This is a genomic window from Acidovorax sp. AC410, assembly GCF_979253235.1.
Map to the genome: position 1 here is coordinate 1,453,433 of NZ_CEEDCG010000001.1, position 21,984 is coordinate 1,475,416.

The 21,984-nt window shown below is 68.3% G+C and carries 24 protein-coding genes; 11 read left to right on the forward strand and 13 right to left on the reverse strand.

What is annotated here, in order from left to right:
• Positions 1–86: 86 nt before the first annotated feature.
• The 4 genes from AC0IZS_RS06730 to AC0IZS_RS06745 are packed head-to-tail and all read right to left on the reverse strand — an operon-like array spanning position 87 to position 2,708.
• A complete protein-coding gene (locus tag AC0IZS_RS06730; RefSeq protein WP_471634914.1) occupies positions 87–527 on the reverse strand; it encodes an ExbD/TolR family protein in 441 nt (146 codons plus the stop codon).
• A complete protein-coding gene (locus AC0IZS_RS06735; RefSeq protein WP_471634915.1) occupies positions 524–1,225 on the reverse strand; it encodes a MotA/TolQ/ExbB proton channel family protein in 702 nt (233 codons plus the stop codon). The genes AC0IZS_RS06730 and AC0IZS_RS06735 overlap by 4 nt, the downstream gene beginning before the upstream one ends.
• Positions 1,226–1,244: 19 nt before the next feature.
• A complete protein-coding gene (dapB, locus tag AC0IZS_RS06740; protein ID WP_471634916.1) occupies positions 1,245–2,075 on the reverse strand; it encodes a 4-hydroxy-tetrahydrodipicolinate reductase in 831 nt (276 codons plus the stop codon).
• Between the two features lie 60 nt (positions 2,076–2,135).
• A complete protein-coding gene (locus tag AC0IZS_RS06745; RefSeq protein ID WP_471634917.1) occupies positions 2,136–2,708 on the reverse strand; it encodes an outer membrane protein assembly factor BamE in 573 nt (190 codons plus the stop codon).
• 85 nt (positions 2,709–2,793) lie between these two features.
• On the opposite strand from AC0IZS_RS06745, the gene fur reads away from it, so the two are divergent.
• A complete protein-coding gene (gene fur / locus AC0IZS_RS06750) occupies positions 2,794–3,216 on the forward strand; it encodes a ferric iron uptake transcriptional regulator (RefSeq protein ID WP_471634918.1) in 423 nt (140 codons plus the stop codon).
• A gap of 32 nt (positions 3,217–3,248) precedes the next feature.
• Here the strand turns inward: fur and hprK are convergent, their stop codons facing one another.
• The 4 genes from hprK to AC0IZS_RS06770 form a co-directional block, all read right to left on the reverse strand.
• A complete protein-coding gene (gene hprK / locus AC0IZS_RS06755) occupies positions 3,249–4,205 on the reverse strand; it encodes an HPr(Ser) kinase/phosphatase (protein WP_305744518.1) in 957 nt (318 codons plus the stop codon).
• A 37-nt stretch (positions 4,206–4,242) separates the two neighbouring features.
• Positions 4,243–4,710 (reverse strand): PTS sugar transporter subunit IIA, encoded by a 468-nt coding sequence (locus AC0IZS_RS06760; RefSeq protein WP_007857534.1) that lies wholly within the window; start codon positions 4,708–4,710, stop codon positions 4,243–4,245.
• Between the two features lie 108 nt (positions 4,711–4,818).
• A complete protein-coding gene (gene hpf, locus AC0IZS_RS06765; RefSeq protein ID WP_007857535.1) occupies positions 4,819–5,154 on the reverse strand; it encodes a ribosome hibernation-promoting factor, HPF/YfiA family in 336 nt (111 codons plus the stop codon).
• 242 nt (positions 5,155–5,396) lie between these two features.
• On the reverse strand, positions 5,397–6,632 hold the full coding sequence (locus AC0IZS_RS06770) for an MFS transporter (protein WP_471634919.1): 1,236 nt from the start codon (positions 6,630–6,632) through the stop codon (positions 5,397–5,399).
• A gap of 203 nt (positions 6,633–6,835) precedes the next feature.
• On the opposite strand from AC0IZS_RS06770, the gene AC0IZS_RS06775 reads away from it, so the two are divergent.
• Positions 6,836–7,756, forward strand: a complete 921-nt coding sequence (locus tag AC0IZS_RS06775; protein ID WP_471634920.1) for a phosphoribosylaminoimidazolesuccinocarboxamide synthase — start codon at positions 6,836–6,838, stop codon at positions 7,754–7,756.
• A 61-nt stretch (positions 7,757–7,817) separates the two neighbouring features.
• Here the strand turns inward: AC0IZS_RS06775 and trxA are convergent, their stop codons facing one another.
• Positions 7,818–8,723, reverse strand: a complete 906-nt coding sequence (gene trxA / locus AC0IZS_RS06780; protein ID WP_471634921.1) for a thioredoxin — start codon at positions 8,721–8,723, stop codon at positions 7,818–7,820.
• Positions 8,724–8,877: 154 nt separating this feature from the next.
• On the opposite strand from trxA, the gene purE reads away from it, so the two are divergent.
• The 4 genes from purE to AC0IZS_RS06800 all read left to right on the forward strand — a co-directional run bounded on the left by purE (position 8,878) and on the right by AC0IZS_RS06800 (position 12,617).
• On the forward strand, positions 8,878–9,375 hold the full coding sequence (gene purE, locus AC0IZS_RS06785) for a 5-(carboxyamino)imidazole ribonucleotide mutase (RefSeq protein WP_057200768.1): 498 nt from the start codon (positions 8,878–8,880) through the stop codon (positions 9,373–9,375).
• Between the two features lie 67 nt (positions 9,376–9,442).
• Entirely contained in the window at positions 9,443–10,540 is a 1,098-nt protein-coding gene (locus tag AC0IZS_RS06790) for a 5-(carboxyamino)imidazole ribonucleotide synthase (RefSeq protein ID WP_471634922.1), read from the forward strand.
• Positions 10,541–10,558: 18 nt separating this feature from the next.
• Complete coding sequence (locus AC0IZS_RS06795) at positions 10,559–11,575, forward strand: L-threonylcarbamoyladenylate synthase (RefSeq protein WP_471634923.1); 1,017 nt, start codon at positions 10,559–10,561, stop codon at positions 11,573–11,575.
• Positions 11,576–11,660: 85 nt separating this feature from the next.
• Positions 11,661–12,617: an SGNH/GDSL hydrolase family protein gene (locus AC0IZS_RS06800; RefSeq protein ID WP_471634924.1), complete on the forward strand. Its 957-nt coding sequence runs from the start codon at positions 11,661–11,663 to the stop codon at positions 12,615–12,617.
• 76 nt (positions 12,618–12,693) lie between these two features.
• On the opposite strand, the gene AC0IZS_RS06805 is transcribed toward AC0IZS_RS06800, so the two are convergent.
• From AC0IZS_RS06805 to dacB, 4 genes are all read right to left on the reverse strand, one after another.
• Positions 12,694–13,365 (reverse strand): OmpW/AlkL family protein, encoded by a 672-nt coding sequence (locus AC0IZS_RS06805; protein WP_471634925.1) that lies wholly within the window; start codon positions 13,363–13,365, stop codon positions 12,694–12,696.
• Positions 13,366–13,405: 40 nt separating this feature from the next.
• The gene (locus AC0IZS_RS06810; protein ID WP_471634926.1) at positions 13,406–14,551 is read right to left on the reverse strand and encodes an SGNH/GDSL hydrolase family protein; all 1,146 of its coding nucleotides are present in this window, start codon (positions 14,549–14,551) and stop codon (positions 13,406–13,408) included.
• A 165-nt stretch (positions 14,552–14,716) separates the two neighbouring features.
• Positions 14,717–16,021 carry a lipase family protein gene (locus tag AC0IZS_RS06815; protein WP_471634927.1) on the reverse strand — a complete coding sequence of 435 codons (1,305 nt, stop codon included), beginning with the start codon at positions 16,019–16,021 and terminating at the stop codon, positions 14,717–14,719.
• A 146-nt stretch (positions 16,022–16,167) separates the two neighbouring features.
• Positions 16,168–17,646, reverse strand: coding sequence for a D-alanyl-D-alanine carboxypeptidase/D-alanyl-D-alanine endopeptidase (gene dacB / locus AC0IZS_RS06820; protein WP_471634928.1), 1,479 nt, complete (start codon positions 17,644–17,646; stop codon positions 16,168–16,170).
• A 60-nt stretch (positions 17,647–17,706) separates the two neighbouring features.
• Here dacB and AC0IZS_RS06825 point away from each other — a divergent pair, with 60 nt between their 5' ends.
• The 5 genes from AC0IZS_RS06825 to corA all read left to right on the forward strand — a co-directional run bounded on the left by AC0IZS_RS06825 (position 17,707) and on the right by corA (position 21,923).
• Positions 17,707–18,699: a DMT family transporter gene (locus AC0IZS_RS06825; protein ID WP_471634929.1), complete on the forward strand. Its 993-nt coding sequence runs from the start codon at positions 17,707–17,709 to the stop codon at positions 18,697–18,699.
• Between the two features lie 19 nt (positions 18,700–18,718).
• Positions 18,719–19,435 carry a tRNA (adenosine(37)-N6)-threonylcarbamoyltransferase complex dimerization subunit type 1 TsaB gene (gene tsaB, locus AC0IZS_RS06830; RefSeq protein WP_471634930.1) on the forward strand — a complete coding sequence of 239 codons (717 nt, stop codon included), beginning with the start codon at positions 18,719–18,721 and terminating at the stop codon, positions 19,433–19,435.
• Between the two features lie 13 nt (positions 19,436–19,448).
• A complete protein-coding gene (gene rimI / locus AC0IZS_RS06835) occupies positions 19,449–19,928 on the forward strand; it encodes a ribosomal protein S18-alanine N-acetyltransferase (RefSeq protein ID WP_471634931.1) in 480 nt (159 codons plus the stop codon).
• Positions 19,929–19,938: 10 nt separating this feature from the next.
• The gene (locus AC0IZS_RS06840; RefSeq protein ID WP_471634932.1) at positions 19,939–20,739 is read left to right on the forward strand and encodes a uracil-DNA glycosylase family protein; all 801 of its coding nucleotides are present in this window, start codon (positions 19,939–19,941) and stop codon (positions 20,737–20,739) included.
• 197 nt (positions 20,740–20,936) lie between these two features.
• Positions 20,937–21,923 (forward strand): magnesium/cobalt transporter CorA, encoded by a 987-nt coding sequence (gene corA, locus AC0IZS_RS06845; RefSeq protein WP_322591147.1) that lies wholly within the window; start codon positions 20,937–20,939, stop codon positions 21,921–21,923.
• Positions 21,924–21,984: the final 61 nt, after the last annotated feature.

Sequence of the window (21,984 nt, forward strand, 5' to 3'; positions counted from 1 at the left end):
CAGGATGGTGCAGCCACAGGACTGCGCTGCGCGGATTTTAGGCTGTCGGGCGAGCCACCGCGGTGGCGGGCCCGGCACGCCGGGTTTCAGGGCGTGTTCGGGGCTGCGGCGGCGGCCTGCGGATCGGCCACGAAACCGATGCGCCGCAGGCCTGCGGCATGGGCCGCGCCCATGATTTCAACGATGCGGCCATAGGGCACGGCAGCGTCAGCGCGCAGTTGCACTTCGGTGTCGGGCGCTGCGGCGCCGATGCGCTGCAGGCGCTCGGCCAGCGCGGCCTGCGCCAGCGGCTGGTCATCGAGGTAGGCCTGGCCCGTGCGGTCCACCACCAGGGTCAGGGCCCGGGCGGGCGCACCGGAGGCAGTACCTTCGGCGCGCGGCAGGTCCAGGCGGATGGCGCTGGCCATGAGCGGCGCGGTGAGGATGAAGATCACCACCAGCACCAGCATCACGTCGACCAGCGGCGTCATGTTGATGTCACTCATGGGCGCCGAGCCCTGGGTGCGCTCCAACCGGCCGAAGCTCATTCCCCGCCTCCCGGACGGGAAGTCCCGCCCTGCAGGGCGCCACCGGCTGCCGTATCGATGCGCAGCTCCCGCAGGTCGCGCGCAAAGCCCTCCAGATCGGCTTCGATGCGGCCGATCAGCCGGCCACAGACGTTGTAGGCCAGCACGGCCGGGATGGCTACGGCCAGGCCGGCAGCGGTCATGACCAAGGCCTCGCCGACGGGGCCAGCCACGCGGTCGATGGTGATCTGCCCGGCGCCGGCCATGGCCGACAGCGCATGGTAGATGCCCCACACTGTGCCCAGCAGCCCCACGAACGGCGCCGTGGAGCCCACGGTGGCCAGCAGCACCTGGCCGAACTGCAGCCGGCCCAGCACCGCGTGCAAGGCGTCGCGCAGCACGCGCGTGAGGCGCTGGGACAGGCTGCCCATGGAGGCCAGCGCTGCCGGGGAGGCCTGGTCGGCCACGGTGTTGACGGCGGCCACCATGGGCAGCACCAGGGCCAGCCGGTCAAAGCCCTGCAGGCGCAGCGCGGCCTCGGGCAGCGAAGGGGCCTGCCAGACGGCGGCCACGCAGCGCGCCACGTCGGCACTGGCGCGGCGCAGCAGGCGCAGCTTCCAGACGATCACCACCCAGCTGGCGACGGACATGCCCAGCAGCAGCAGGGCCGTGCCCTGCGTCACCGCGTCGCCCTGGCGCCACCAGTGGAATGCGTCCATGCGTGACCGGCTTGTCGGTTTACTTCAGGTTCAGCACGTCGAACATGTCGTGCAAACCGGTCTTGTGGGCGGCCAGATAGCGCACGGCGCGCAGACTGCCCTGGGCGTAGGTGCTGCGGCTGGACGACTTGTGCGTGATCTCGATGCGCTCGCCGATGCCCGCGAACAGCACGGTGTGGTCGCCCACGATGTCGCCACCGCGGATGGCCGCAAAGCCGATGCTCGACGGATCGCGTTCGCCGGTGATGCCCTCGCGGGCGTAGACGGCGCATTCCTTGAGGTCGCGGCCCATGGCTTTGGCAATGACCTCGCCCATCTTGAGCGCGGTGCCCGAGGGCGCATCCACCTTGTGGCGGTGGTGGGCCTCGATGATCTCGATGTCGTAGCCGGTGGCCATGGCCTTGGCGGCCATTTCCAGCAGCTTGAGCGTGACGTTGACGCCCACGCTCATGTTGGGCGCCATGACCACAGCGGTGCGCTGCGCCAGGGCGGCGATCTCGGCCTTCTGCCCGTCGGAAAAACCGGTAGTGCCGACGACCATCTTCACGCCCAACTCGGCGCACACCGCCAGGTGGGCCAGCGTGCCTTCGGGGCGGGTGAAGTCGATCAGGATGTCGGCGTTCTGCAGGCCGGCCTTGATGTCCGAGGTGATGGCCACGCCACTGGCATGGCCGAGGAAGGCGGTGGCATCCGAGCCGATGCCGGGGCTGGCGGCCACGTCCAGTGCGCCGGCGAGCACGCAGTCATCGGTGGCGCGCAGGGCCTCGATGAGCATGCGGCCCATGCGGCCCGATGCGCCGGCAACGGCCACGCGCACGGGGGTGGGGGCTGTCGATGTATTCCCTGCCATGTGATTCCTGGGTTCGCTAAGGGGTGACGATGAAAAAAGCCCCCATGGGGGGCCGCCCGGTCAGCGCCCGGGCGCTTCGAGGGGCGGGTAGCGGGTCGGCGCCATTTCCTGCGGAGCGGCGTCGGCCGCCTTCTCGGCCGGTGTTTCGGCCTTGCGTGCGGGGTAGCGTGCCAACTGGTCTTGCGTGGCTTCGAGCACGGGCACCTTGCCCTTGCCAGCGCGGCCGCCGTCCAGCGAGGCCACGAATTCGGCCTCGGAGGGCATCTCGTCGCCTTCCGAACGGGCCAGCACGTCACCCTCGAAGAACACCGTGAGCTTGCGGGTCTGCAGCTCGGCCGAGGGCTTCTTCAGGGTGAAGACATATTCCCAGCGGTTGGAGTGGAACAGGCTGGTCACCAGGGGGGTGCCCAGGATTTCACGCACCTGCTGGCGACTCTGGCCAGGCTTCAAGGCCTCGACCTGCTCGCGCGAGACGAAATTGCCCTGCACGACGTCGATCTTGTACGGCGTGACCACGGTGGCCAGGCGGCGGCTGGCGCCGTCCAGGCTGCCGCACCCTGCCAGGGTACCGATGGCGGCACCCACCAACAGGATCCAGCCCAGGCGGGCATTGATACGGGCTTTGACTGGCATGGGGGAAAGAGCAGAGGATATGATCAAACCATTGTAGCGGCAGCCTCTCTCCCCTTCCCGGGCCACCGGCAACCAGGACCAATCCATGACCAACATCGACGAACTCAAAAGCACCGGCCTCAAGGCAACCCTGCCCCGCCTGAAGATCATGGAGATCTTCCAGAAAGGCGCACAGCGCCACATGACGGCGGAAGACGTGTTCCGCGTGCTGCTGGAAGAGCGCTCGGACATCGGCCTGGCCACCGTGTACCGCGTGCTCACGCAGTTCGAGCAGGCGGGCATCCTGATCCGCAGCAACTTCGAGAGCGGCAAGGCGGTGTACGAGCTCAACGAAGGGCAGCACCACGACCACTTCGTCTGCACGTCCTGCGGCAAGGTGGAGGAGTTCTACGACCCCGAGATCGAAAAGCGCCAGCAGATCGTGGCCAAGTCCAAGGGCTGGCTGGTGCAGGACCACACCATGGCGCTGTACGGCCAGTGCGCCGCCTGCGCCAGCAAGAACGCCTGACCTCTCGCGGCCCTGCAGGGCCGCTCCTGGCGTCAGCCTCCGGTGTCGCGCTCCATGGCACGGCGGTGGCGCTCGACGAACTCCTGGTAGGTGTCGATGCCGCGCAACTGCAGGATGGTGTTGCGCACGGCCGCCTCGACCAGCACGGCGATGTTGCGGCCGGCCACCACCTGGATCACCACCTTGAGCACGGGCACGCCGAGCACGTCCTGCGTGAGTGGCTCATAGGGCAGGCGCTCGTAGTCGCGCTCCAGCGTCTCCTTGCGCACCAGGTGCACGATGAGCTTGAGGCGCATCTTGCGGCGCACGGCCGTCTCGCCAAAGATGGCACGGATGTCCAAAAGGCCGATGCCGCGCACCTCGAGCAGGTTCTGCAGCAGCTCGGGGCACTTGCCCTCGATGGTGGTCTGGTTGATGCGAAACAGGTCCACTGCATCGTCGGCCACCAGGCCGTTGCCGCGTGAGATCAGCTCCAGGCCGAGTTCGCTCTTGCCCAGGCCCGATTCGCCGGTGATCATCACGCCCAGGCCCAGGATGTCCATGAACACGCCGTGCATGGTCGTGCGGTCGGCAAAGTGCTTGGACAGGTAGGCCCGCAGCACGTCGATCACGAAGGCCGAGGACTCGTGCGTGGAGAACATCGGGATCTGCGCGCGCTCGCACATCGAGACCAGCGCATCGGGTGCGGTCTGGTTGTCGGCCAGCACCAGCACCGGCGGCTCCAGCGTCACGATGCGGGCGATGCGGCGCTTGCAATCGTCGGGCGAGGCGCTGCTCAGGTAGGCGATTTCGCGCTCACCGAGGATCTGCACCCGGTAGGGGTGGATGTAATTGAGGTAGCCGACCAGATCGGCGCCCGAACGGGCGGAGCGCACGGCGACTTCGTCAAAGCGGCGCTCGGAGGCACCGAGGCCCGCGACCCATTCCCATTTCAGGGGGCCACGGAACTCCTCGAACAGGACGTCGGCGCTGACAACATTGGGTTTCACGGCAAGGCTGCGGGGGGAATGCGCGGTGCCGTGGGGCTCAGGCGGCCTGGGTGGACTGCCAGCCGGCGATCATGCCGTGCAGTTCGGCCGCATCGGTGCTGGCCTTGAGCTTTTCGCGCAGCACCGAGTCGCTCAGCAGTTCGGCGATCTCCGAGAGGATCTCCAGGTGCTTCTGGGTGGCCGCCTCAGGCACCAGCAGGAAGATCAGCAGCGCCACCGGCATTTCGTCGGGGGCGTCGAAACCGATGGGGTGGGCCAGCTGGAACACGGCGGCCATCGGGGCCTTGAGGCCCTTGATGCGGCCGTGCGGGATGGCCACGCCATGGCCCAGACCCGTGGAGCCCAGGCGCTCGCGCGCGAAGAGGCTGTCCGTGATCAGGGCACGCGAGAGCCCGTGCTGGCTCTCGAACAGCAGACCCGCCTCTTCAAAAGCACGCTTCTTGCTGGTGGAGTCCACGCTCACAAGCACTTGGGCGGGAGGCAGGATGGAGGCGAGTCGGTTCATGGTCAGAGGTAACAATTATGCACATATTGGCAAAAACCCTGAGCAATTTACAAGGGGCCACAAAAAAACCGCCTCCAGGGGCGGTTGCTGTGGCCCGCAATGCAACGCTCAGGCGTGCATTTCGCGCTTGGCAGCTTCGTGGTGGTGGTCCTGCAGGCGGTCCTTGTGGCGCACCACCTGGCGGTCCATCTTGTCGACCAGCTCATCCACCGCAGCATACAGGTCGGAATGGGAGCTCTCGGCAAACAGGTCGTTGCCCTTCACATGGATATTGCATTCCGCTCGCTGGCGCTTTTCCTTTTCCTTTTGCTTCTCTACTGTCAGCAGCACCTTGACATCTACTACCTGGTCGAAATGGCGATTGATCCGGTCCAGCTTGGTGGTCACATAACTGCGCAGGGCTGGGGTAACTTCGAGGTGGTGACCGCTGATCGTCAAGTTCATAAATAAGTCTCCTGTGGCTCTCGGTGGAACAAATGCCGCCCTGGATCAGAGGGACGGCCCGGCGAACTTGGATGCATCCATTGACGGGTTCACTATGCCCCTGCTGTCATCGAAATGCAATCCCATACCGCCCCTGCCCACTGGGTTATGCCCGGCGAGGTGCCAGCGGCCCGAAAAGGGCGCACAATGGCTGAGTTGGCAGGGGGAGCCCCTCCCCCCTTGGCCACTCGCCAAGCGACCTGTCAGGCCTTGGCGGCAGTCCCCGGCGCTGCGCCATGCAGCACCAGCCGCCCCACCACCACGATGGACAGCACGCTGGCAACGGTGCCCACCACCGCGGCCATCCAGTAGCCCTGTACCAGCCCCTGGGCATCGCGGCTGATCAGCACACCCCCCACCAGCGACGCGACGCCCATGGCTGCGGACTGCACCGAGGCATTGAGCGTCATGAAGGTGCCGCGCAGCTGTGGATTGGCGGCCGAGGTGATGATGGCCATGCCGGGGATCATGCGCCCGCTCATGAAGGCGAACATCAGCGTGGACACCGTGAGCACCGCCCACAGCGGCACCCCATGCACCGTGGTGATGCCCAGCAGGCACGGCCCCACCGCCAGGGCCAGCCAGCGGAAGGTGCGGACCTTGCCGCGCGCATCCGTCAGGCGTCCGAACAGGCGCGCCGTGAACAAGGTCACCACCCCGCCGCACAGGTAGATCAGCGGTACCTGGTCGGTGCGCACGCCGGCATTGGCCTGCATGTAGATCGTGATGTAGGGGATCACCGTGAAGCCGGTGAACATCAGCAGGCCCGAGAACACGAAGGCCCGGCGGTGGTTGGCGTCCCTGAGCACCTCGGCGATGCCGCCCAGGGCCGTGCGCTGCTGGCCTGCCGCCAGGTGGGCGTTCATGGTGGGCAGCGTGCGCGCGGCAAACACCAGCAGCAGCAGGCACATGGCGGCAATGGCGAAGAACGGCATGTGCCAGCCCCCGTACTCGGCGAACACCAGCCCCAGCGGCACCCCGGCCACCGTGGACACCGAGAACGAGGTCATCACGATGCCCATGGCCCGCCCACGCCGCTCGAAGGGGACGACGTCGGCCACGACGGTCTGGCACAGGGCCGAGAGCACGCCGCCGAACATGCCGGCCAGCACCCGAGCCACCATCAGCGTGGCATAGGTGGGGGCCAGGCCGCAGGCCAGCGTGGCCAGGCCGAACAGCGCGTACAGCACGAGCAGCAGGCGCTTGCGGCCGAAGCGGTCGATGTAGGTCGAGGCAAGCAGGCCGGACACGCCTGCCGACAGCGTGTAGGCCGACACCAGCAGCCCGAACTGGGCATCGCTGATGGCAAAGATGCGCGTGAGCTGCGGGCCCAGCGGCATCATGATCATGAAATCCAGGATGTGCGTGAACTGCACGCCCGCCAGGGTCAGCAGCAGCCACAGTTCGCGGCGGGGAGAAAGGGGATGGGACGTGGGCACAAGGGATTGCCGGCAAGGGCGTGGAGAAGCGAGCCCGGCAGTGTGCCGTCCCTCGGAGGCCCCCACAAGCCCCTGCCGACCAGAACATCGGCCCCGGCGCGTAAAATCGGCGTGCTGTACAGAGAACGTGGCCGCGCGGGTGCGCGCCCGCCCCTTCCCCAGGGCCTGACCGCAGCGGACATCGACTGCCCCACACCGACACCATGACCCAGCCAAGCTCCAACGCCCTGCACACCTCCGCCCTGACCTCGCTGCCCTTGCTGGCGCGCGGCAAGGTGCGCGACAACTACGCCGTGGGCGACGACCGCATCCTGATGGTGGCCAGCGACCGCCTCTCGGCTTTCGACGTGATCATGGGCGAACCCATCCCGGGCAAGGGCGAGCTGCTCACGCAGATGGCGCTGTTCTGGTTCGACAAGCTCGGCCACATCTGCCCCAACCACCTGACGGGCGACGCCCCCGAGAGCGTGGTCACCCCGGCCGAGGCCCCGCAAATCCGCGGCCGCTCGATGCTGGTGCAGCGCCTGCAACCCATTCCGGTCGAGGCCGTGGTGCGCGGCTACCTGGCCGGCAGCGGCTGGAAGGAATACCAGGAGTCGCGCTCGGTCTGCGGCGTGCCCCTGCCCGAAGGCCTGACCAACGCGGCCAAGCTGCCCGCGCCGATCTACACCCCGGCCGCCAAGGCCGCAGCGGGCGAGCACGACGAGAACATCACCTTCGAGCGCACCGTGGAAATGATCGGCCTGCCCCTGGCCACGCAGATCCGCGACCTGAGCATCGCCATCTACCAGGCCGCCGCCGAGATCGCCCTCACCAAGGGCATGATCATTGCCGACACGAAATTCGAGTTCGGCCTCGCGCCCGACGGCACGCTGGTGCTGATGGACGAGGTGCTCACGCCCGACAGCTCGCGCTACTGGCCCGTCGAAGGCTACGAAGCGGCCCTGGCGGCCGGCCAGAACCCGCCAAGCTACGACAAGCAGTTCGTGCGCGACTGGCTGGAGCAGGCCCAGGTCAACGGCAAGCCCTGGGACAAGACCCCGCCCTCGCCGCGCCTGCCGCGCGAGGTGATCGAGAAGACCGCTGCGAAGTACCGCGAGGCGCTGGAGCGGTTGATCGGCTGATTTCCCGGTCCCTGCAACGACAAAGGCTCCCGAGGGAGCCTTTGTCGTTGCAGGGTGCCGGTCAGCTGAGCACAACGCTCGACAGGCGGCGGCGGTAGGTGGCCACCACCGGGTCATCGGGCGGGATCTGGCCGTCGGCCACCTTGGCCTTGGGCTGCTCGATGATTTCGAGGATGGCCACGTAGGTCTTGCGCGCCACCTCTTCGCCCCAGGCCTTGTCGCGCATGAGGATCTCGAGCAGTTCGTCCATGGCGTCGGTCCAGCGCTGCTCGGTGATGAGCCAGCGCGCCTGGGCCAGGCGGGCGTCGAAGTCACGCTTGTTGGCCGCGATCTTCGCCTCGAAGGCAGCGGTGTCGCCCGCGCCCTCGGTGGTGGCCACGGTATCGATGGCATCCATCCAGACCTTGAGCGCGGCGATCTTGCGCGCATTGGGGGCCTTGGCGATCACCGGGGCGAAGGCCACCTTGGCGTCGTCGTCGCGGCCCAGTTGCAGCAGCAGCTTGACGTAGTCGAAGCGCGCGTCGTCGTTGCCCGGGTCGGTGGCCACGGCGTGCTGCAGCTTCTCCAGGGCAGTGCCGGTGTCACCTTCTGCCAGCGCGTCCAGGGCTTCTTCCTCCTGTTCCTCGGCTTCCAGGACCTCGGCCGTGGGCACGTGCTTGTCGAGGAACTCGCGCACCTGGCCCTCGGGCAGGGCGCCCATGAAGCCGTCCACGGGCTGGCCGTTCATGAGCAGCACGCAGGTGGGAATGCTGCGGATGCCGAACATGCCAGCCAGCTGCTGCTCCTGGTCGGAGTCGATCTTGGCGAGCTTGAAGCGACCGTCGTACTCGGTCTCCAGCTTCTCCAGCACCGGGCCAAGCGATTTGCAGGGGCCACACCAGGGCGCCCAGAAATCCACCAGCACGGGCACTTCCATCGAGGCGGCAATCACCTCGGCTTCAAAATTTTCTACGGTGACGTCAATCATGGTCTGGGGCCCAGGGCCGGTGAAGCAAGTTGGCGCTATTTTGGCGCATTGAAACAACCCCGTGGCAGGGGGGCCATCGCAAATCGTAAAATCGGGGGTTCCACCTACAGCGCCGAAGCAGACCCGAGTCCGCCGCAGCGCCCCCACACACACCATGAAACCCATCCAGATCGGCGTGGTCATGGGCTCCAGCAGCGACTGGGAGACCATGCAGCATGCAGTGCAGATTCTTGAGCAATTCGGCATTTCCCACGAAGCGCGCGTGGTGTCGGCGCACCGCATGCCCGACGACATGTTCGCCTATGCCGAAGCCGCCGTCGGCCGGGGCCTCAAGGCCATCATCGCCGGAGCCGGGGGTGCCGCCCACCTGCCGGGCATGATCGCCGCCAAGACCACCGTGCCCGTGCTGGGCGTGCCCGTGGCCAGCCGCCACCTGCAGGGCGTGGACTCGTTGCACAGCATCGTGCAGATGCCCAAGGGCATCCCCGTGGCGACCTTCGCCATCGGCACGGCCGGCGCCGCCAACGCGGCCCTGTTCGCGGTGGCCCTGCTGGCCAGCGAGAGCCCCGAACTGCGCCAGCGCCTGGAAGCCTTCCGTGCCGAGCAGACCGAGGTGGCGCGCAATATGACCCTGCCCCCCGCTACTGCATGACCACGCTGTCTGCCCCCTCCTTCCAGGATCGACCCTGGGCGTCCTTGGCGGCGGCCAACTCGGCCGCATGTTCGTGCACACGGCCCAGGCCATGGGCTACTTCACCGCCGTGCTCGATGCCGACCCCACCAGCCCTGCCGGGCTGGTGAGCCACCACCACATTGAAACGGGTTACGAAGACCCAGCCGGCTTGGCCGAGCTGGCCCGCGTGGCCGATGCGGTGACCACCGAATTCGAGAACGTGCCCGCCACCGCCCTCGCGGCGCTGGGCGCGCTACGCCCGGTGTCGCCCGCTGCGGGTGCCGTGGCCGTGGCCCAGGACCGTGCGCAGGAAAAGGCCCATTTCGTGCGCTGCGGCGTGCCGTGCGCGCCCTATGCGGTGATCGAGACGGCCGCGCAACTGGCCGCTGTGCCTGCCGACCTCCTGCCCGGGATCCTCAAGACCGCGCGCATGGGCTACGACGGCAAGGGCCAGGTGCGGGTGAAGACCGCGGCCGAACTCGCGGCCGCCTGGGATTCGGTGGGCCAGGTGGCCTGCGTGCTCGAAAAGATGCTGCCACTGGCGCTCGAATGCTCGGTCATCGTCGCGCGCGGGGCCGACGGCGCCTGCGTGCACCTGCCGGTGCAGCGCAACCTGCACCGCGACGGCATCCTGGCCGTGACCGAGGTGCATGCCGGCAACCTGCCCGACGACCTGGCACGCCAGGCCATCGCGGGTGCCATCTCGATTGCCACCGGCCTGTCGTACGTGGGCGTGCTGTGCGTGGAGTTCTTTGTGCTGCAGGACGGCAGCCTGGTGGTCAACGAGATCGCGCCGCGCCCGCACAACAGCGGCCACTACAGCCAGAACGCCTGCGATGTCTCGCAGTTCGAGCTGCAGGTGCGTACCATGGCCGGCCTGCCGCTCACGCAGCCGCGCCAGCACAGCCCGGCGGTGATGCTCAACCTGCTGGGCGACCTGTGGTTTGCCGCCGATGGCAGCGGGCAAACCCCGCCCTGGGCCGAGGTGCTGGCCCTGCCCGGCACCCACCTGCACCTGTACGGCAAGCGCGACGCCAAGCCCGGGCGCAAGATGGGGCACCTGAACATCACGGCCGACAGCGCCGATGCGGCCCGCGCCACCGCACTCAAGGCCGCGGCCCTGCTGGGCATTGCGCCCTTCTGACCGGCCGGACCGCACGCCATGATTCTCGACGGTACCCAGCCCGAATCCATCGCCGCCGCCGCCCGTGCGGTGCGCAGCGGCGCCCTGCTGGGCCTGCCCACCGAAACGGTGTATGGCCTGGCGGCGGACGCCAGCAGCGATGCCGCCGTGGCCCAGATCTTTGCCGCCAAGGGCCGCCCCAGCGACCACCCGCTGATCGTGCATGTGGCCGATGCCTCGGGCATTGCCCATTTCGCCAGCGAGGTGCCGGCCTTTGCGCAGGCCCTGGTCGACGCATTCTGGCCCGGGCCGCTGACCATCATCCTGCCGCGCCGCCCTGGTGTGGCCACAGCCGCCACTGGCGGCCAGGACAGTGTGGGCCTGCGTTGCCCGGCCCATCCCGTGGCACATGCCTTGTTGACCGCGTGCGCGGCCCCTGGCGATGGCAGCGGACTCGGTGGCCCGCCTGTATGGGGCGTGGCCGCGCCCAGCGCCAACCGCTTCGGCCGCGTGAGCCCCACCACCGCCCGGCATGTCGCCGACGAGCTGGGGGAGGACTTGCTGGTGCTCGATGGCGGCCCCTGCGGGGTGGGGATCGAGTCGACCATCGTCGACTGCACGCGCGGCACGCCGGTGCTGCTGCGCCCCGGGGCCATCACGCGCGCACAGATCGCCCGCGCCTGCGGCATCGCCCCGCTGTCCAAGGAAGACCTGCCCGCGCACACGCCGCGCGCCTCGGGCACGCTGGAAGCCCACTACGCGCCCAACGCCAAGGTACGGCTGATGGATGCCAAGGCGCTGCAGACAGGCCTGGACCTGCTCGGCGCCGATGCCGCCAACATGGCCATTTATGCCCGCGCGGCCCTGCGCACGCGCTCGTCCAGACTGGTCATTCGGCGCATGCCCGATGACGCGTCGGCCACGGCCCAACAGCTGTTTGCCGTGCTGCGCAGCTTCGACGATGCCGGAGTCAAGCTGATCTGGATCGAAGCCCCGCCTGCCACCCCGGAATGGGAGGGCGTGCGCGACCGCCTGCAGCGCGCCGCAGCAGCCTGAGTACCAATATGGCCGCACTGTGACAATGCTTTACATGGCTTGACATGGCGTCGTTAAACTAACCCCCCATTTTCTGGAGAAATACATGGCAGCAAATTGGATGCGCCGCACCGTACTGGTGGCCGCATGCGCGTCGGCCGCATTGCTTGCGGCCTGCGGTTCGAGCACGACGGAGTCGGCTTTCAACCCTGAACGCCTGGTGGCCTTTGGCGACGCTTACAACGACGTCGGCCAGAAGGGAACGCGCTACTCGGTCAACGATGGCAGCGTGAACAACTGGACGCTGCAGATCGCCTCGCGTTATGGCAAGACCCTGGCGGCATCGTCCACGGCCGGTGGCCGCAGCTATGCCGTGGGCAATGCACGCGTGGCGATCAAGCCCGATGCCGCCGGCGTGGCGACCACGCCCACGGTGACGGAGCAGATCGACGCCTTCCTGGCCGCTGGCGGCGTTGCTGCGAACGACCTGATCGTCATCAACGGAGGCCCCAGCGACGTGATCGCCGGCATGGCCGCCGTGACGGCCGGCACCCAGAGCACCACCGACATGGTGGCCGCAGCGCGCAAGGCCGGTCAGGACCTTGCCACCCAGGTGCGCCGTCTGGTCGCAGCGGGCGCCAAGAACGTGGTCGTCACCGGCACCTACGACCTGGGCAAGACGCCCTGGGCCAAGGCCATCAACCGCGAAGCCCTGCTGAGCGACGCCAGCAGCCGCTTCAACGAAGGCCTGCTGGTGAGCGTGGTCGACCTGGGCGCCAACGTGCTCTACGTGGACTCTGCCTACTATGTGAACCTGTACGTCGGCACCCCTGCCAACTACGGCTTCAACAACGCCACCACGCCCGTGTGTACCTCGCTGGACACCACCAACGGCATCGGCATCGGCGCGGGCCAGGTCAACTCGGCTCTGTGTACGACCTCGACCCTCCTCACCGGCGCCAACCAGGACGCCTACGTGTTCGCCGACAGCGTCTACCTGACGCCCAACGCCCACCGCCAGTTCGGCAACTACGCCTACGACCGCCTGCGCGCGCGCTGGTAAGCGGGTTTCTGCCGGGCTCTGGCCCACAAAAAAAAGGCCGACCCAAGGGGTCGGCCTTTTCATTGGCGTTCCGCTGTCAGAAGCGGTAACCCACGCCGATGGCGATCACGTCGGGGTTCAGCCGCTTGCTGATCGACTGGCCCGAAGACAGGTGCGTCGTGGTCTTGAGGAAGCTCTTGTAGTAGGCGGCATCCAGCGACCAGCGGTCGTTGAAGCTCCAGACAAAGCCGATCTGGGGAGTCAGCCCCCACTTGTTGTCCACCGATGCCGTGGTGGGGCTGGACGGGGTGCCACCGGTCAGGCCGCTCAAGGTGGCCGTGGTGCGGGTCTTGAAGAAGCGGCTGTAGGTCAGTCCCAGACCCACGTAGGGGCGAAAGCGCGCCTCGGGCTCGGCAAAACGGTACTGGGCGAAGACGGTGACCGGCAGGACCTTGGTCTCGCCGAGTTTGCCGACACCCGCGATGGCGCCATCGCCCTCGATCTCGTGCTTGAACGGCAGCGCCAGGGGGACGTCAACGGCCCAGTGGTTGGTCAGCATGTAGTTCACGCCGCCAGACAGCGAGGTGGCATTGCCCACGTCGATCGTGGTGCCCGGGAAGCTCGGAGCGCTGAGGTTGCCGCTCTTGACCTGCGGGGCGATGTGGGTGAAACCGGCGCGCACGCTGAAGGTGCCAGCCACCTGGGCCGAGGCGCTGGCCGCCAGCAAGAGCGCCGCAGCCGCCAGGCCCGGCTTAAAAAAATGGTGCATGGAAGACTCCTTGGAATGGGGTTGGCGCACAGCCGGCCGCTTACAGCCAGCCCGCCTGGGACAGCGAACGCGACACCAGTTGCCCGACCAGTTGGTGGCCATAGGGCGTGGGGTGGAAGCTGTCGGAGAAGCCATAGCTCTTCCACCAGTCCGCACCGCCGGTCGCGCCGGCAGGTGGCGCCATGGCCGACAGCGCCGAGGCCGTGCAGGTGGGGAAGCTGTAGGTCGGCAGGCCATCGCTGCCCACGCCCGTGGCCGGGCACGCCGGCGTGGTGGGGTTGGTGAGCTGGTACTGGGCCGGGTTGCTCGACTGGTCCTTGAAGGAGGTGTAGAAGTCCACCACGACAATGCGCTCGTCACCGGCCAGGCTGGTGGCGAGTTGTGCATTGAAGGCCTGAACCCAGCCATCGAACAGGGCCTCGGCCTGCTTGGCGGCCTCCGCACCACGCTGGGCGGAGATGGAGGCCAGCACCATCAGGAAGCGGGGGGTGCGGGTGATGCCGGGTGCATTCAGCACGGCCACACGGGGCGCTCCCTTGGCGACCGTGTTGGCCTTGACGGTGGCCGCGAATTGCTGCGCCAATGCCTGCATGTAGGCGCCTCCCACCTGCGCCTGGCTGGCGGCACCACCGGCCAGGGCGGCATTGACCGTGGCTGCGGGCAGCACCGATCCCAGCACGGCGGCATAGGCCTGGCCACCGTCGCTGACAGCTTTGAGGTAGGCACCGATCAGATCAGCGGCATCGTTACCGCCTCCATCGACCAGCACGAGGTCCGAGGCGCTGTAGCCGCCATTGCCCAGGTCCTTGAGCTGCTGGGTGATGGACACGGGCGAGGTGGGTGCCGTGAAGTTGTTGATGCGCCCGCCGCCCACCGCATAGTTCGAGCAGGCGGCATTCGCCGAGAACGCCGTGCCATTGAAGACATAGTGCGCGCACAGCGACTGGCCATAGCTCGTCGCCACGCGCTCTGGCCAGATCGGCGTCGATCCCGTGCCCGTCGCGGCCGAGCCCTGCACGGTGAACTTGTAGCCGAAGGTGCCGCTGTCGGCCAGGCTGTCACCAGCCACCTTCACCGAGGTCACGCGGGCCGCAGGCGCGGTGTCCGAGCCGCCACCACCGCATGCCGCCAGAAGGCAGGCCGTTGCCAGCACCGAAAGGGCGGCCTTGCATTGTCTTGTGTTCAAGGGAGTTCTCCAGGAAAGAAGATTACAAAAAGCACGACCGTGCTTTTTTGCAACAACCATCCTAACTCCGCATGCGCTTCTTGCCCGCCCGGGAAACTACCAAGCCACGCACCATGAAAAAAGCCGACCCGGAGGTCGGCTTTGGATGCTGGCAAGGGGCCTCGCTTACTTCACGATGATGTCGAACGCAGCACGCGCCTGGGCGTGGCAGAACGGTGGCTCATAAGTGCCGTGGTAGGCACCGTAGTAGGTGGCAAAGGCCGCAGAAGTCGGGTCGGTGGGCGCTGCGCCACCGGGGCCGAAGGCGGCCTGGATGGCACCGTCCACGTCCACTGAGATCACGTTGGTCACGCCGCGTGCAGCGAAGTCGGCGGCCATCACGCGCTGGTGCACGGCAGGCGGCACCGTGGGGTCACCCGAGCCACCGCACAACAGCACGCGCGACTTGGGCGTCCAGCCCAGGATGTCATTCTTCTGCGCTGCCAGATAGAGTGGATCGTTCGCATTCGTCTGGCTGCTGGCAATGAAGGCCGGCTGGAACAGCGCATCGCGCGCCTGGTTGGGCGTGCCTGCCGGCAAGGTGCCCGAGGTCACCAGCGTGGTGTAGTTCATCGTCGGGTTGGGCAGCAGGGTCTCGATGTAGTTCGAGTACGGCGCCTTGAAGGCGAGCTTCACGTCGCTGTAGATGTTGCCGTAGACCTTCTGCCAGGCCGTCACGAGGTAGGGCACGAAGAACTGCACACCCGCAATCGCATCGGGGATGCGCAGCGAACCCGACAGGTTGTAGGGCCCTGCCAGGTGGGCGCCGGCCGCTACGTCGAACTCGTTGCCATAGTCACGCTCGGCGGCGCGGTGCGCGGCCATGGAGGCATGCCCGCCCTGCGAGTACCCGGTGAACAGGACGCGGCCCGACAGGTTGCCCCCCACCGAGGCGGCGGCCCGGCGTGCGGCGCGCACCGAGTCGATCACCGAGGTGGCTTCCGAATCGGCATGCAGGTAGGGGTGGTAGCTGTAGCCCGACTTGGCAAACCCGAGGTAGTCGGTGGCGACCACGGCATAGCCCTGCGAGGCGTACATCGCGGCCAGCAGGAAGGTCTCGCTGTCCTGCGGGTTGGCCAGGGTGCGGGGCTTTTGCACGTCGGTGCCCTTGGCGTAGGCCAGCAGGGCGGTCTTTTCCGTGCTGCAGCTGCCCGCGGGCACCAGCATCACGCCCGAGGCGTTGGTGAGCTCGCCGGCCTTGACGCCTGCCGTGTAGTAGTTGATCGCCACCACCTTCACATCGCAGCGGGCCTTGCCGGCAATGGCACGCAGGCCGCTGGACGTGGTGCCCGCGTCGATCTGATCGGCGGTGAGCGTGGTCAGGACGGTGGGGATCTCCACCAGGTCCCCGCGCCCGTGGTCGTCGGAGCCACCGCAGGCGGCAAGCAGAGCCGCTACCGCGGCGACACAGGTCAGGCGAAAATACTTCATGGGCGCATCCTCCGGTCTATAGGTATGTGGTTTGGTCGGTCGATGGTAACGCCGCATCGTGCGCGCACCAGCGCCAGAGCCGCCATTAGGGAATACGAGGGCCTGCGGACGCCTGGGCGACACGGGTTCCTGCCCACAACCGCCGCCTACTGGTCGCGCGCGGCCCAGTCGGTCAGCGCATCGAGCACCGGGCGGGCGGCACCGGCATTGGCATGGTTGACCATGGCCACCAGCACGTAGCGCCGGCCGCTGGCGCCATGCACATAGCCGGCGATGGCCATCACGTCGCGCAGGCTGCCGGTCTTGAGGTGGGCCGCGCCCCGGGCCTGGCTGCGGCGCAGGGTGCCATCCACCCCGGCGATGGGCAGGGAGGACACCAGCTCGGGCATCACCGGCGAGGCCCAGGCCGACTGCAGCATGCGCGCCAGGCCCTGGGCCGTGATGCGCGCATCGCGGGAGAGGCCGGCACCGTTGTCGGCCACGGGCTGGTCGGTATCGCCAAAGCGCAGCTGCCACCAGCGGCGCAGGGCCTCGCGCGCGCCGTCGAAGGTGGCCGGCGTCCCCTTGGTCCCCAGGGCCAGGGTGAGGAACACCTGCTGTGCCATGACGTTGTTGCTGTACTTGTTCACGTCGCGCACCACCTCGGCCAGCGCGGGCGAGGTGGCCACGAAAGCGGGCTTGAGACCGGCCGGCACCTTGCCGTCGCGCACGCTGCCCGTGAGCTTGCCGCCCAGTTCACGCCACATGCCCTCCACTGCGCGCGCCGCAAAGCCGCGCGGGTCCGTCGGCGCAATCGGCCACACGCGCTCACCGCAGCTGGCCGGGAACACGCCCTGGAAGGCAATGCGCGCGGGGTCGGTCAGCTCCGCCTTCAAGGCGCCGCGCCAGTCGCCGCAGTCCGCCCCGGGCGCGGCCAGCGCCACGGAGGCCTGGCGCTGCACGCCGGCCATCGGGGGGTCGTACTGGATGCGCGCCAGGCCGGCGGCGGCATCCGGCACGAAGGTCATCACCTGGGACTTGTAGTTCACCAGCAGCGCATCCGGTGATGCGTTGTAGGGCCGCAGGGGCTCGTTGTCGAAGCTGCCGGGGTCCTGCTCGGGCACGTCGAAGGCCGTGCGGTCGAGCACGATGTCGCCCACGATGACCTGGATGCCCTGGCCCTGCAGGCGCCGCAGCAGCAGCCACAGGCGCTCCATCACCAGCTTGGGATCGCCCTGGCCCTGGATGTAGACGTTGCCGCGCAGGCTGCCGTCCTGCACCGAGCCCTGCACGTAGACGGGGGTGTTCCAGGCGTAGGCCGGCCCCAGCTGGTCGAGCGCCGCGTAGGTGGTGACCAGCTTCATCACCGAGGCCGGGTTCATGGGCACCTGGGCGCGGTGCGCCAGGCGCGCGGCCTGGCGCGGGCCGCCCTGCGCATCGACCACCAGCACCGAGAGCGCCTCGCGCGGCAGGCGGGCACGGGACAGCGCGGCCTCCACCTCGGGCGGCAACGGCGAAGGGCTGGGCGCCTGGGCCTGGGCACCGGGAAGCGCCAGGCTCCATAGCAGGGCCAGCGGGGCGACCAGGCGCCACGGTGGCGCAAAGGATGGCAGGGGCAGACAGCTCAGCGGGCGTACGGACAACATGGACGGGGAGTCTATCGCCCACCGCCGGCACGGCCTGCCCGGCCCGCCGATAATCCCCGGATGCGCTTTTCTCCCCGGGCCATGGGCCTGCTGGCAGCCCTGGTGACCGTCACCCTCTGGACCAGCTTCATCGTGATCGCCCGTGCTTCGGCCCAGCGCAGCCTCACGCCCCTGGACATCACGCTGCTGCGCATCGTCGGCGCCAGCCTGGTGCTGCTGCCCTGGGGCTGGTGGCTGGTGCGCCGGCGCCGGGTGCAGATGGGTGCCGGCGCCCCCGCCTCCAGCCTGGGCGGCATCTCGCCGCTGCCGCTGTCCACCACGGCCCTGCTGGGTATTTTTGGCGGCGTCCTGTATGCCGTGCTGGCTTACGCCGGCTTCTTCCACGCCCCGGCCACCCATGCCGCGGTGCTCATGCCCGGCAGCCTGCCGCTGTGGACGGCGCTGCTGGCCGTGCTCGTGCTGCACGACCGCATCACGCCCTTGCGCGCGATGGGCCTGGTGCTCATCGTGGCCGGCGACCTGCTGGTCGGCGGGCGCAGCCTGCTGGCCGGCTTTTCGGGCGGGGATGTGTGGAAGGGCGATGTGCTGTTCATGCTCGCCGCCGCCAGCTGGGCCGCCTACAGCGTGCAGGCCCGGCGCCTGGCCGTCGATGCGGTGCAGGCCACCATCGCCATCACCGCCTTCGCGCTGCTGGTGTACGCACCCGTGTACGGGGTGCTGCTGGCATTGGGCACGGTCACCAGCCACCTGGGGTTGGCGCCGTGGAGCGAAATTCTCTTCCAGCTGGTCTTCCAGGGCGGCGGCTCGGTGGTCATCTCAGGGATTGCGTTCACGCGGATGATCCAGCACTACGGCCCCGTGCGCAGCACCATGATCACGGCGCTGGTGCCGGGGCTGTCGGCCATCGGCGCGGTGCTGCTCCTGGACGAGCCCATGCACTGGAATCTGGGTGCGGGCCTGGCGCTCGTGACCGCGGGTATCCTGCTGGGCGTGCTGCGCAAGAACCCCGCGCCCACCTCCCTGCCCACCGCTTCCGGAAAATCTGCGGCCTGATGTCCCGCCTGCCCCTGCCATGAACCTGCTCGCCTTCGATACCAGCACCGACACCTTGTCCATCGCCGTGCAGCACGGGGACCTGGTGCGCGAGCACACGGGCCCGGGGGGCGCGCAGGCCTCGGCCACGCTGATCCCGGCCGTCACCCGCCTGTTGGCAGAGGCCGGCCTGTCGTTCGCCACGCTCGACGCCATCGTCTTCGGCCGGGGGCCGGGCTCGTTCACGGGCTTGCGCACCGCCTGCGCCGTGGCCCAGGGCCTGGCCTTCGGCGCGCGCGGTGGTGCAGGCGTGCCCGTGCTACCGGTGGACACCTTGCTGGCCGTGGCCGAAGAGGCGCGCCACCAGCATGGCTGCAAGCAGGTGGTGGCGGTGCTCGACGCGCGCATGGACGAGGTCTACAGCGCCCGCTGCGAATGGCGGTCCGCCGAGAAGCGCTGGCAGGCCGATGCCGACTTCGGACTCGGGGCCCCCGAGTCCGTGGAGGTGCCTGGCGGCTGGAGCGTGGCCGGCAATGCGCAGGCGCCCTATGCTGAGCGCCTGGCCCCCCTTGCTGTACATGTACGGGCCCTGCCCACGGCCACCGCGCTGCTGCGCCTGGCGCCGGCCCTGCTGGCCGCAGGGGGCGCCGTGCCCGCCAGCGATGCCCTGCCGCGCTATATCCGCGATAAAGTGGCGAAAACCACTGCCGAGCGAGACGCCTTGCGCGCCGCCCAGGCGGCGTCCAACCCTCCTTGAACCGACCGCCTCCATGAGCGCCGTACCCACCCCTTCTGCCGATGCCCCCGAGGCGCGCCTGGAAGCCCTCACGCTGGCACAGCTCGATGCCGTGCTGGACGTGGAGCTGCGCGCCTACACCCACCCCTGGACGCGGGGCAATTTCATCGATGCCATGGCTTCGCGCTACGAGTGCCAGCTGCTGATGGGCGGCGACCACCTGCTGGGCTACTTCGTGGCCATGATGGGGGTGGACGAAGTGCATTTGCTGAACCTCACCGTCACGCCCGAGTTCCAGCGCCAGGGCTGGGCCCGCGTGCTGCTGGACGCACTGGCCCTGTGGTCGCGCGGCAAGGGTGCCCAGTGGCTGTGGCTGGAGGTGCGCGTGAGCAACCTGCGCGCCCAGCAGATCTATGAGACCCATGGCTTTCGCCGCGTGGGCGAGCGCAAGCGCTACTACCCGGCCCACCATGGCCAGCGCGAGGACGCGGTGGTCATGAGCCTGCCATTGTGAGAACCACCCCATGAGCCTTTCCCTCGATGCGCGCCAGCGCGCCATGCTGCAGGAGATGGGGGTGACCGTGTGGGCCCCCGCAGAGGCAGTGGCCGCTTTGCCTGCCACCGTTGCAGCCCCCTCCATGCGCACAACCCCGGTACCGGATGGCGCGGTGGCCACGGCGCCGCAATCGGCCCCGGTGGCCCCCGTTCCCGCTGCGCAGCCGCCCAGGGCCACCGCCCCGGCGCCAGCGGCACCGCGCGCGCCGACACCGGCACCGGTCGCCCCCTCTGCGGCCACCGGGTCAGCGGCCGCGGCTGGTCTGTTGTCCCTGCACGCCCCCCAGGCGCTGTACCCCGCGGCCGACCCGGCACGCACGCCCGCAGCGCTGGGCGGCGGCTGGCTCATCGTGGCCGAGATACCCCACCCTGCCGAGCCGCTATCGGGCGACGCCGGCAAGCTGCTGGACAACATGCTGCGTGCCATGCAGCTGCATCGCCACCCGCGGGTTTTCCTGGCGGCGCTGGAGCGCGTTGCACCTGGCGGCCACGGCGGCGATGCCGACGTGGCTGGGCAGTTGGCCGAAGCCGTCACCGCGCTGCAGCCGGCCATGGTGCTGGTGCTGGGCCATGTGGCCGCTCGCGCTGCCCTGGCCAGCACCGAGCCCCTGGGCCGCCTGCGCGCGGGGCCTCACACCCTGGCGGGCTGCCCGGCCGTGGTCACCTACGACCCCGCCTTCCTGCTGCGCTCGCAGGACAACAAGGCCGCCGCCTGGGCCGACCTGTGCCGGGCGCTGGCCATCGTTCGCGCAGCCACCACCGCCGCCTGAGCTGCGGCCAGGCCCCGCGTCCGTTGTCACAGACACGCCCGTGGCCCGGTGCGATAATCCGGCGCTTGCACTTTTAACGGAGAAAGCTCCTTGGAAACCTACCCGAGTTGGTAGCTTTCAGCTCCCCGGCCTGCCGTGGGGTTGAAAGCAACCCCTGACCCCCCACCGCAGACGCCAATTACAGAGGGAGTGAGCCCATGCTCAACATCTTTACGCTCGCCAATGGCCGGCTGTTCCAGGAAGAGATCGAATCCCTGGAAGAGCTCGCCAGGTTCCAGCCGATCTGGGTGGACCTGGAAGCCCCCACGCTCGAAGAGAAACGCTGGATCAAGCAGCACTACGGCCTGTCCATCCCCGAGGATGCGATGGACGAGGACATCGAGGAATCCGCCCGCTTCTACGAGGAAGACAACGGCGAGCTGCACATCCGCAGCGACTTTTTGATCGACGACGACGAGAACCCGCGCTCGGTGCGCGTGGCCTTCATCCTGAACCAGCACAACGCCAACCTCAAGAGCCGGGGCGTACTGTTCTCCATCCACGACGAGGATGTGCCCGTCTTTCGCCTGCTGCGCATGCGCGCGCGGCGTGCGCCGGGCCTCATCGAGGACGCCAAGGAAGTGCTGCTCAAGCTGTTCGACGCGGACGCCGAGTACTCGGCCGACACGCTGGAGAACATCTACGACGAACTCGAAGCGGTGAGCAAGCAGGTGCTGGCCGGCGACGTGACCGATACCCGCGCCGGCGAGGTGCTGGCCGCCATCGCGCGCCAGGAAGACTTGAACGGCCGCATCCGCCGCAACGTGATGGACACGCGCCGCGCGGTGAGCTTCATGATGCGCAGCAAGATGCTGAACTCCGAGCAGTTCGAGGAGGCGCGCCAGATCCTGCGCGACATCGAGTCGCTGGACAACCACACGGCCTTCCTGTTCGACAAGATCAACTTCTTGATGGACGCCACGGTCGGTTTCATCAACATCAACCAGAACAAGATCATCAAGATCTTCTCGGTGGCCAGCGTGGCCCTGCTGCCGCCCACGCTGATCGCCAGCGTCTACGGCATGAACTTCAAGTTCATGCCTGAGCTGGACTGGTCGCTGGGCTACCCCTATGCGCTGGGGCTGATGCTGGCCAGTGCGCTGGGGCCCATGTGGTACTTTCGCAAACGCGGCTGGCTGAAATAGCCCCCCTGTGGCGCTCCGCGCCTTCCCCCCGAGGGGGGACGCCTCCGGTGGGCCGGCAAAG

Coding starts and splice junctions, on each gene's coding strand:
- AC0IZS_RS06805 (WP_471634925.1), bottom strand. CDS start 13,365: ATGCACCATTTTTTTAAGCCGGGCCTGGCGGCTGCGGCGCTCTTGCTG.
- AC0IZS_RS06730 (WP_471634914.1), bottom strand. CDS start 527: ATGAGCTTCGGCCGGTTGGAGCGCACCCAGGGCTCGGCGCCCATGAGT.
- tsaB (WP_471634930.1), top strand. CDS start 18,719: ATGAACCTGCTCGCCTTCGATACCAGCACCGACACCTTGTCCATCGCC.
- dacB (WP_471634928.1), bottom strand. CDS start 17,646: ATGTTGTCCGTACGCCCGCTGAGCTGTCTGCCCCTGCCATCCTTTGCG.
- trxA (WP_471634921.1), bottom strand. CDS start 8,723: ATGATTGACGTCACCGTAGAAAATTTTGAAGCCGAGGTGATTGCCGCC.
- AC0IZS_RS06760 (WP_007857534.1), bottom strand. CDS start 4,710: ATGAACCGACTCGCCTCCATCCTGCCTCCCGCCCAAGTGCTTGTGAGC.
- rimI (WP_471634931.1), top strand. CDS start 19,449: ATGAGCGCCGTACCCACCCCTTCTGCCGATGCCCCCGAGGCGCGCCTG.
- AC0IZS_RS06790 (WP_471634922.1), top strand. CDS start 9,443: ATGTTCGTGCACACGGCCCAGGCCATGGGCTACTTCACCGCCGTGCTC.
- AC0IZS_RS06800 (WP_471634924.1), top strand. CDS start 11,661: ATGGCAGCAAATTGGATGCGCCGCACCGTACTGGTGGCCGCATGCGCG.
- dapB (WP_471634916.1), bottom strand. CDS start 2,075: ATGGCAGGGAATACATCGACAGCCCCCACCCCCGTGCGCGTGGCCGTT.
- AC0IZS_RS06775 (WP_471634920.1), top strand. CDS start 6,836: ATGACCCAGCCAAGCTCCAACGCCCTGCACACCTCCGCCCTGACCTCG.
- AC0IZS_RS06745 (WP_471634917.1), bottom strand. CDS start 2,708: ATGCCAGTCAAAGCCCGTATCAATGCCCGCCTGGGCTGGATCCTGTTG.
- corA (WP_322591147.1), top strand. CDS start 20,937: ATGCTCAACATCTTTACGCTCGCCAATGGCCGGCTGTTCCAGGAAGAG.
- AC0IZS_RS06825 (WP_471634929.1), top strand. CDS start 17,707: ATGCGCTTTTCTCCCCGGGCCATGGGCCTGCTGGCAGCCCTGGTGACC.
- purE (WP_057200768.1), top strand. CDS start 8,878: ATGAAACCCATCCAGATCGGCGTGGTCATGGGCTCCAGCAGCGACTGG.
- AC0IZS_RS06840 (WP_471634932.1), top strand. CDS start 19,939: ATGAGCCTTTCCCTCGATGCGCGCCAGCGCGCCATGCTGCAGGAGATG.
- AC0IZS_RS06795 (WP_471634923.1), top strand. CDS start 10,559: ATGATTCTCGACGGTACCCAGCCCGAATCCATCGCCGCCGCCGCCCGT.
- fur (WP_471634918.1), top strand. CDS start 2,794: ATGACCAACATCGACGAACTCAAAAGCACCGGCCTCAAGGCAACCCTG.
- hpf (WP_007857535.1), bottom strand. CDS start 5,154: ATGAACTTGACGATCAGCGGTCACCACCTCGAAGTTACCCCAGCCCTG.
- AC0IZS_RS06735 (WP_471634915.1), bottom strand. CDS start 1,225: ATGGACGCATTCCACTGGTGGCGCCAGGGCGACGCGGTGACGCAGGGC.
- AC0IZS_RS06815 (WP_471634927.1), bottom strand. CDS start 16,021: ATGAAGTATTTTCGCCTGACCTGTGTCGCCGCGGTAGCGGCTCTGCTT.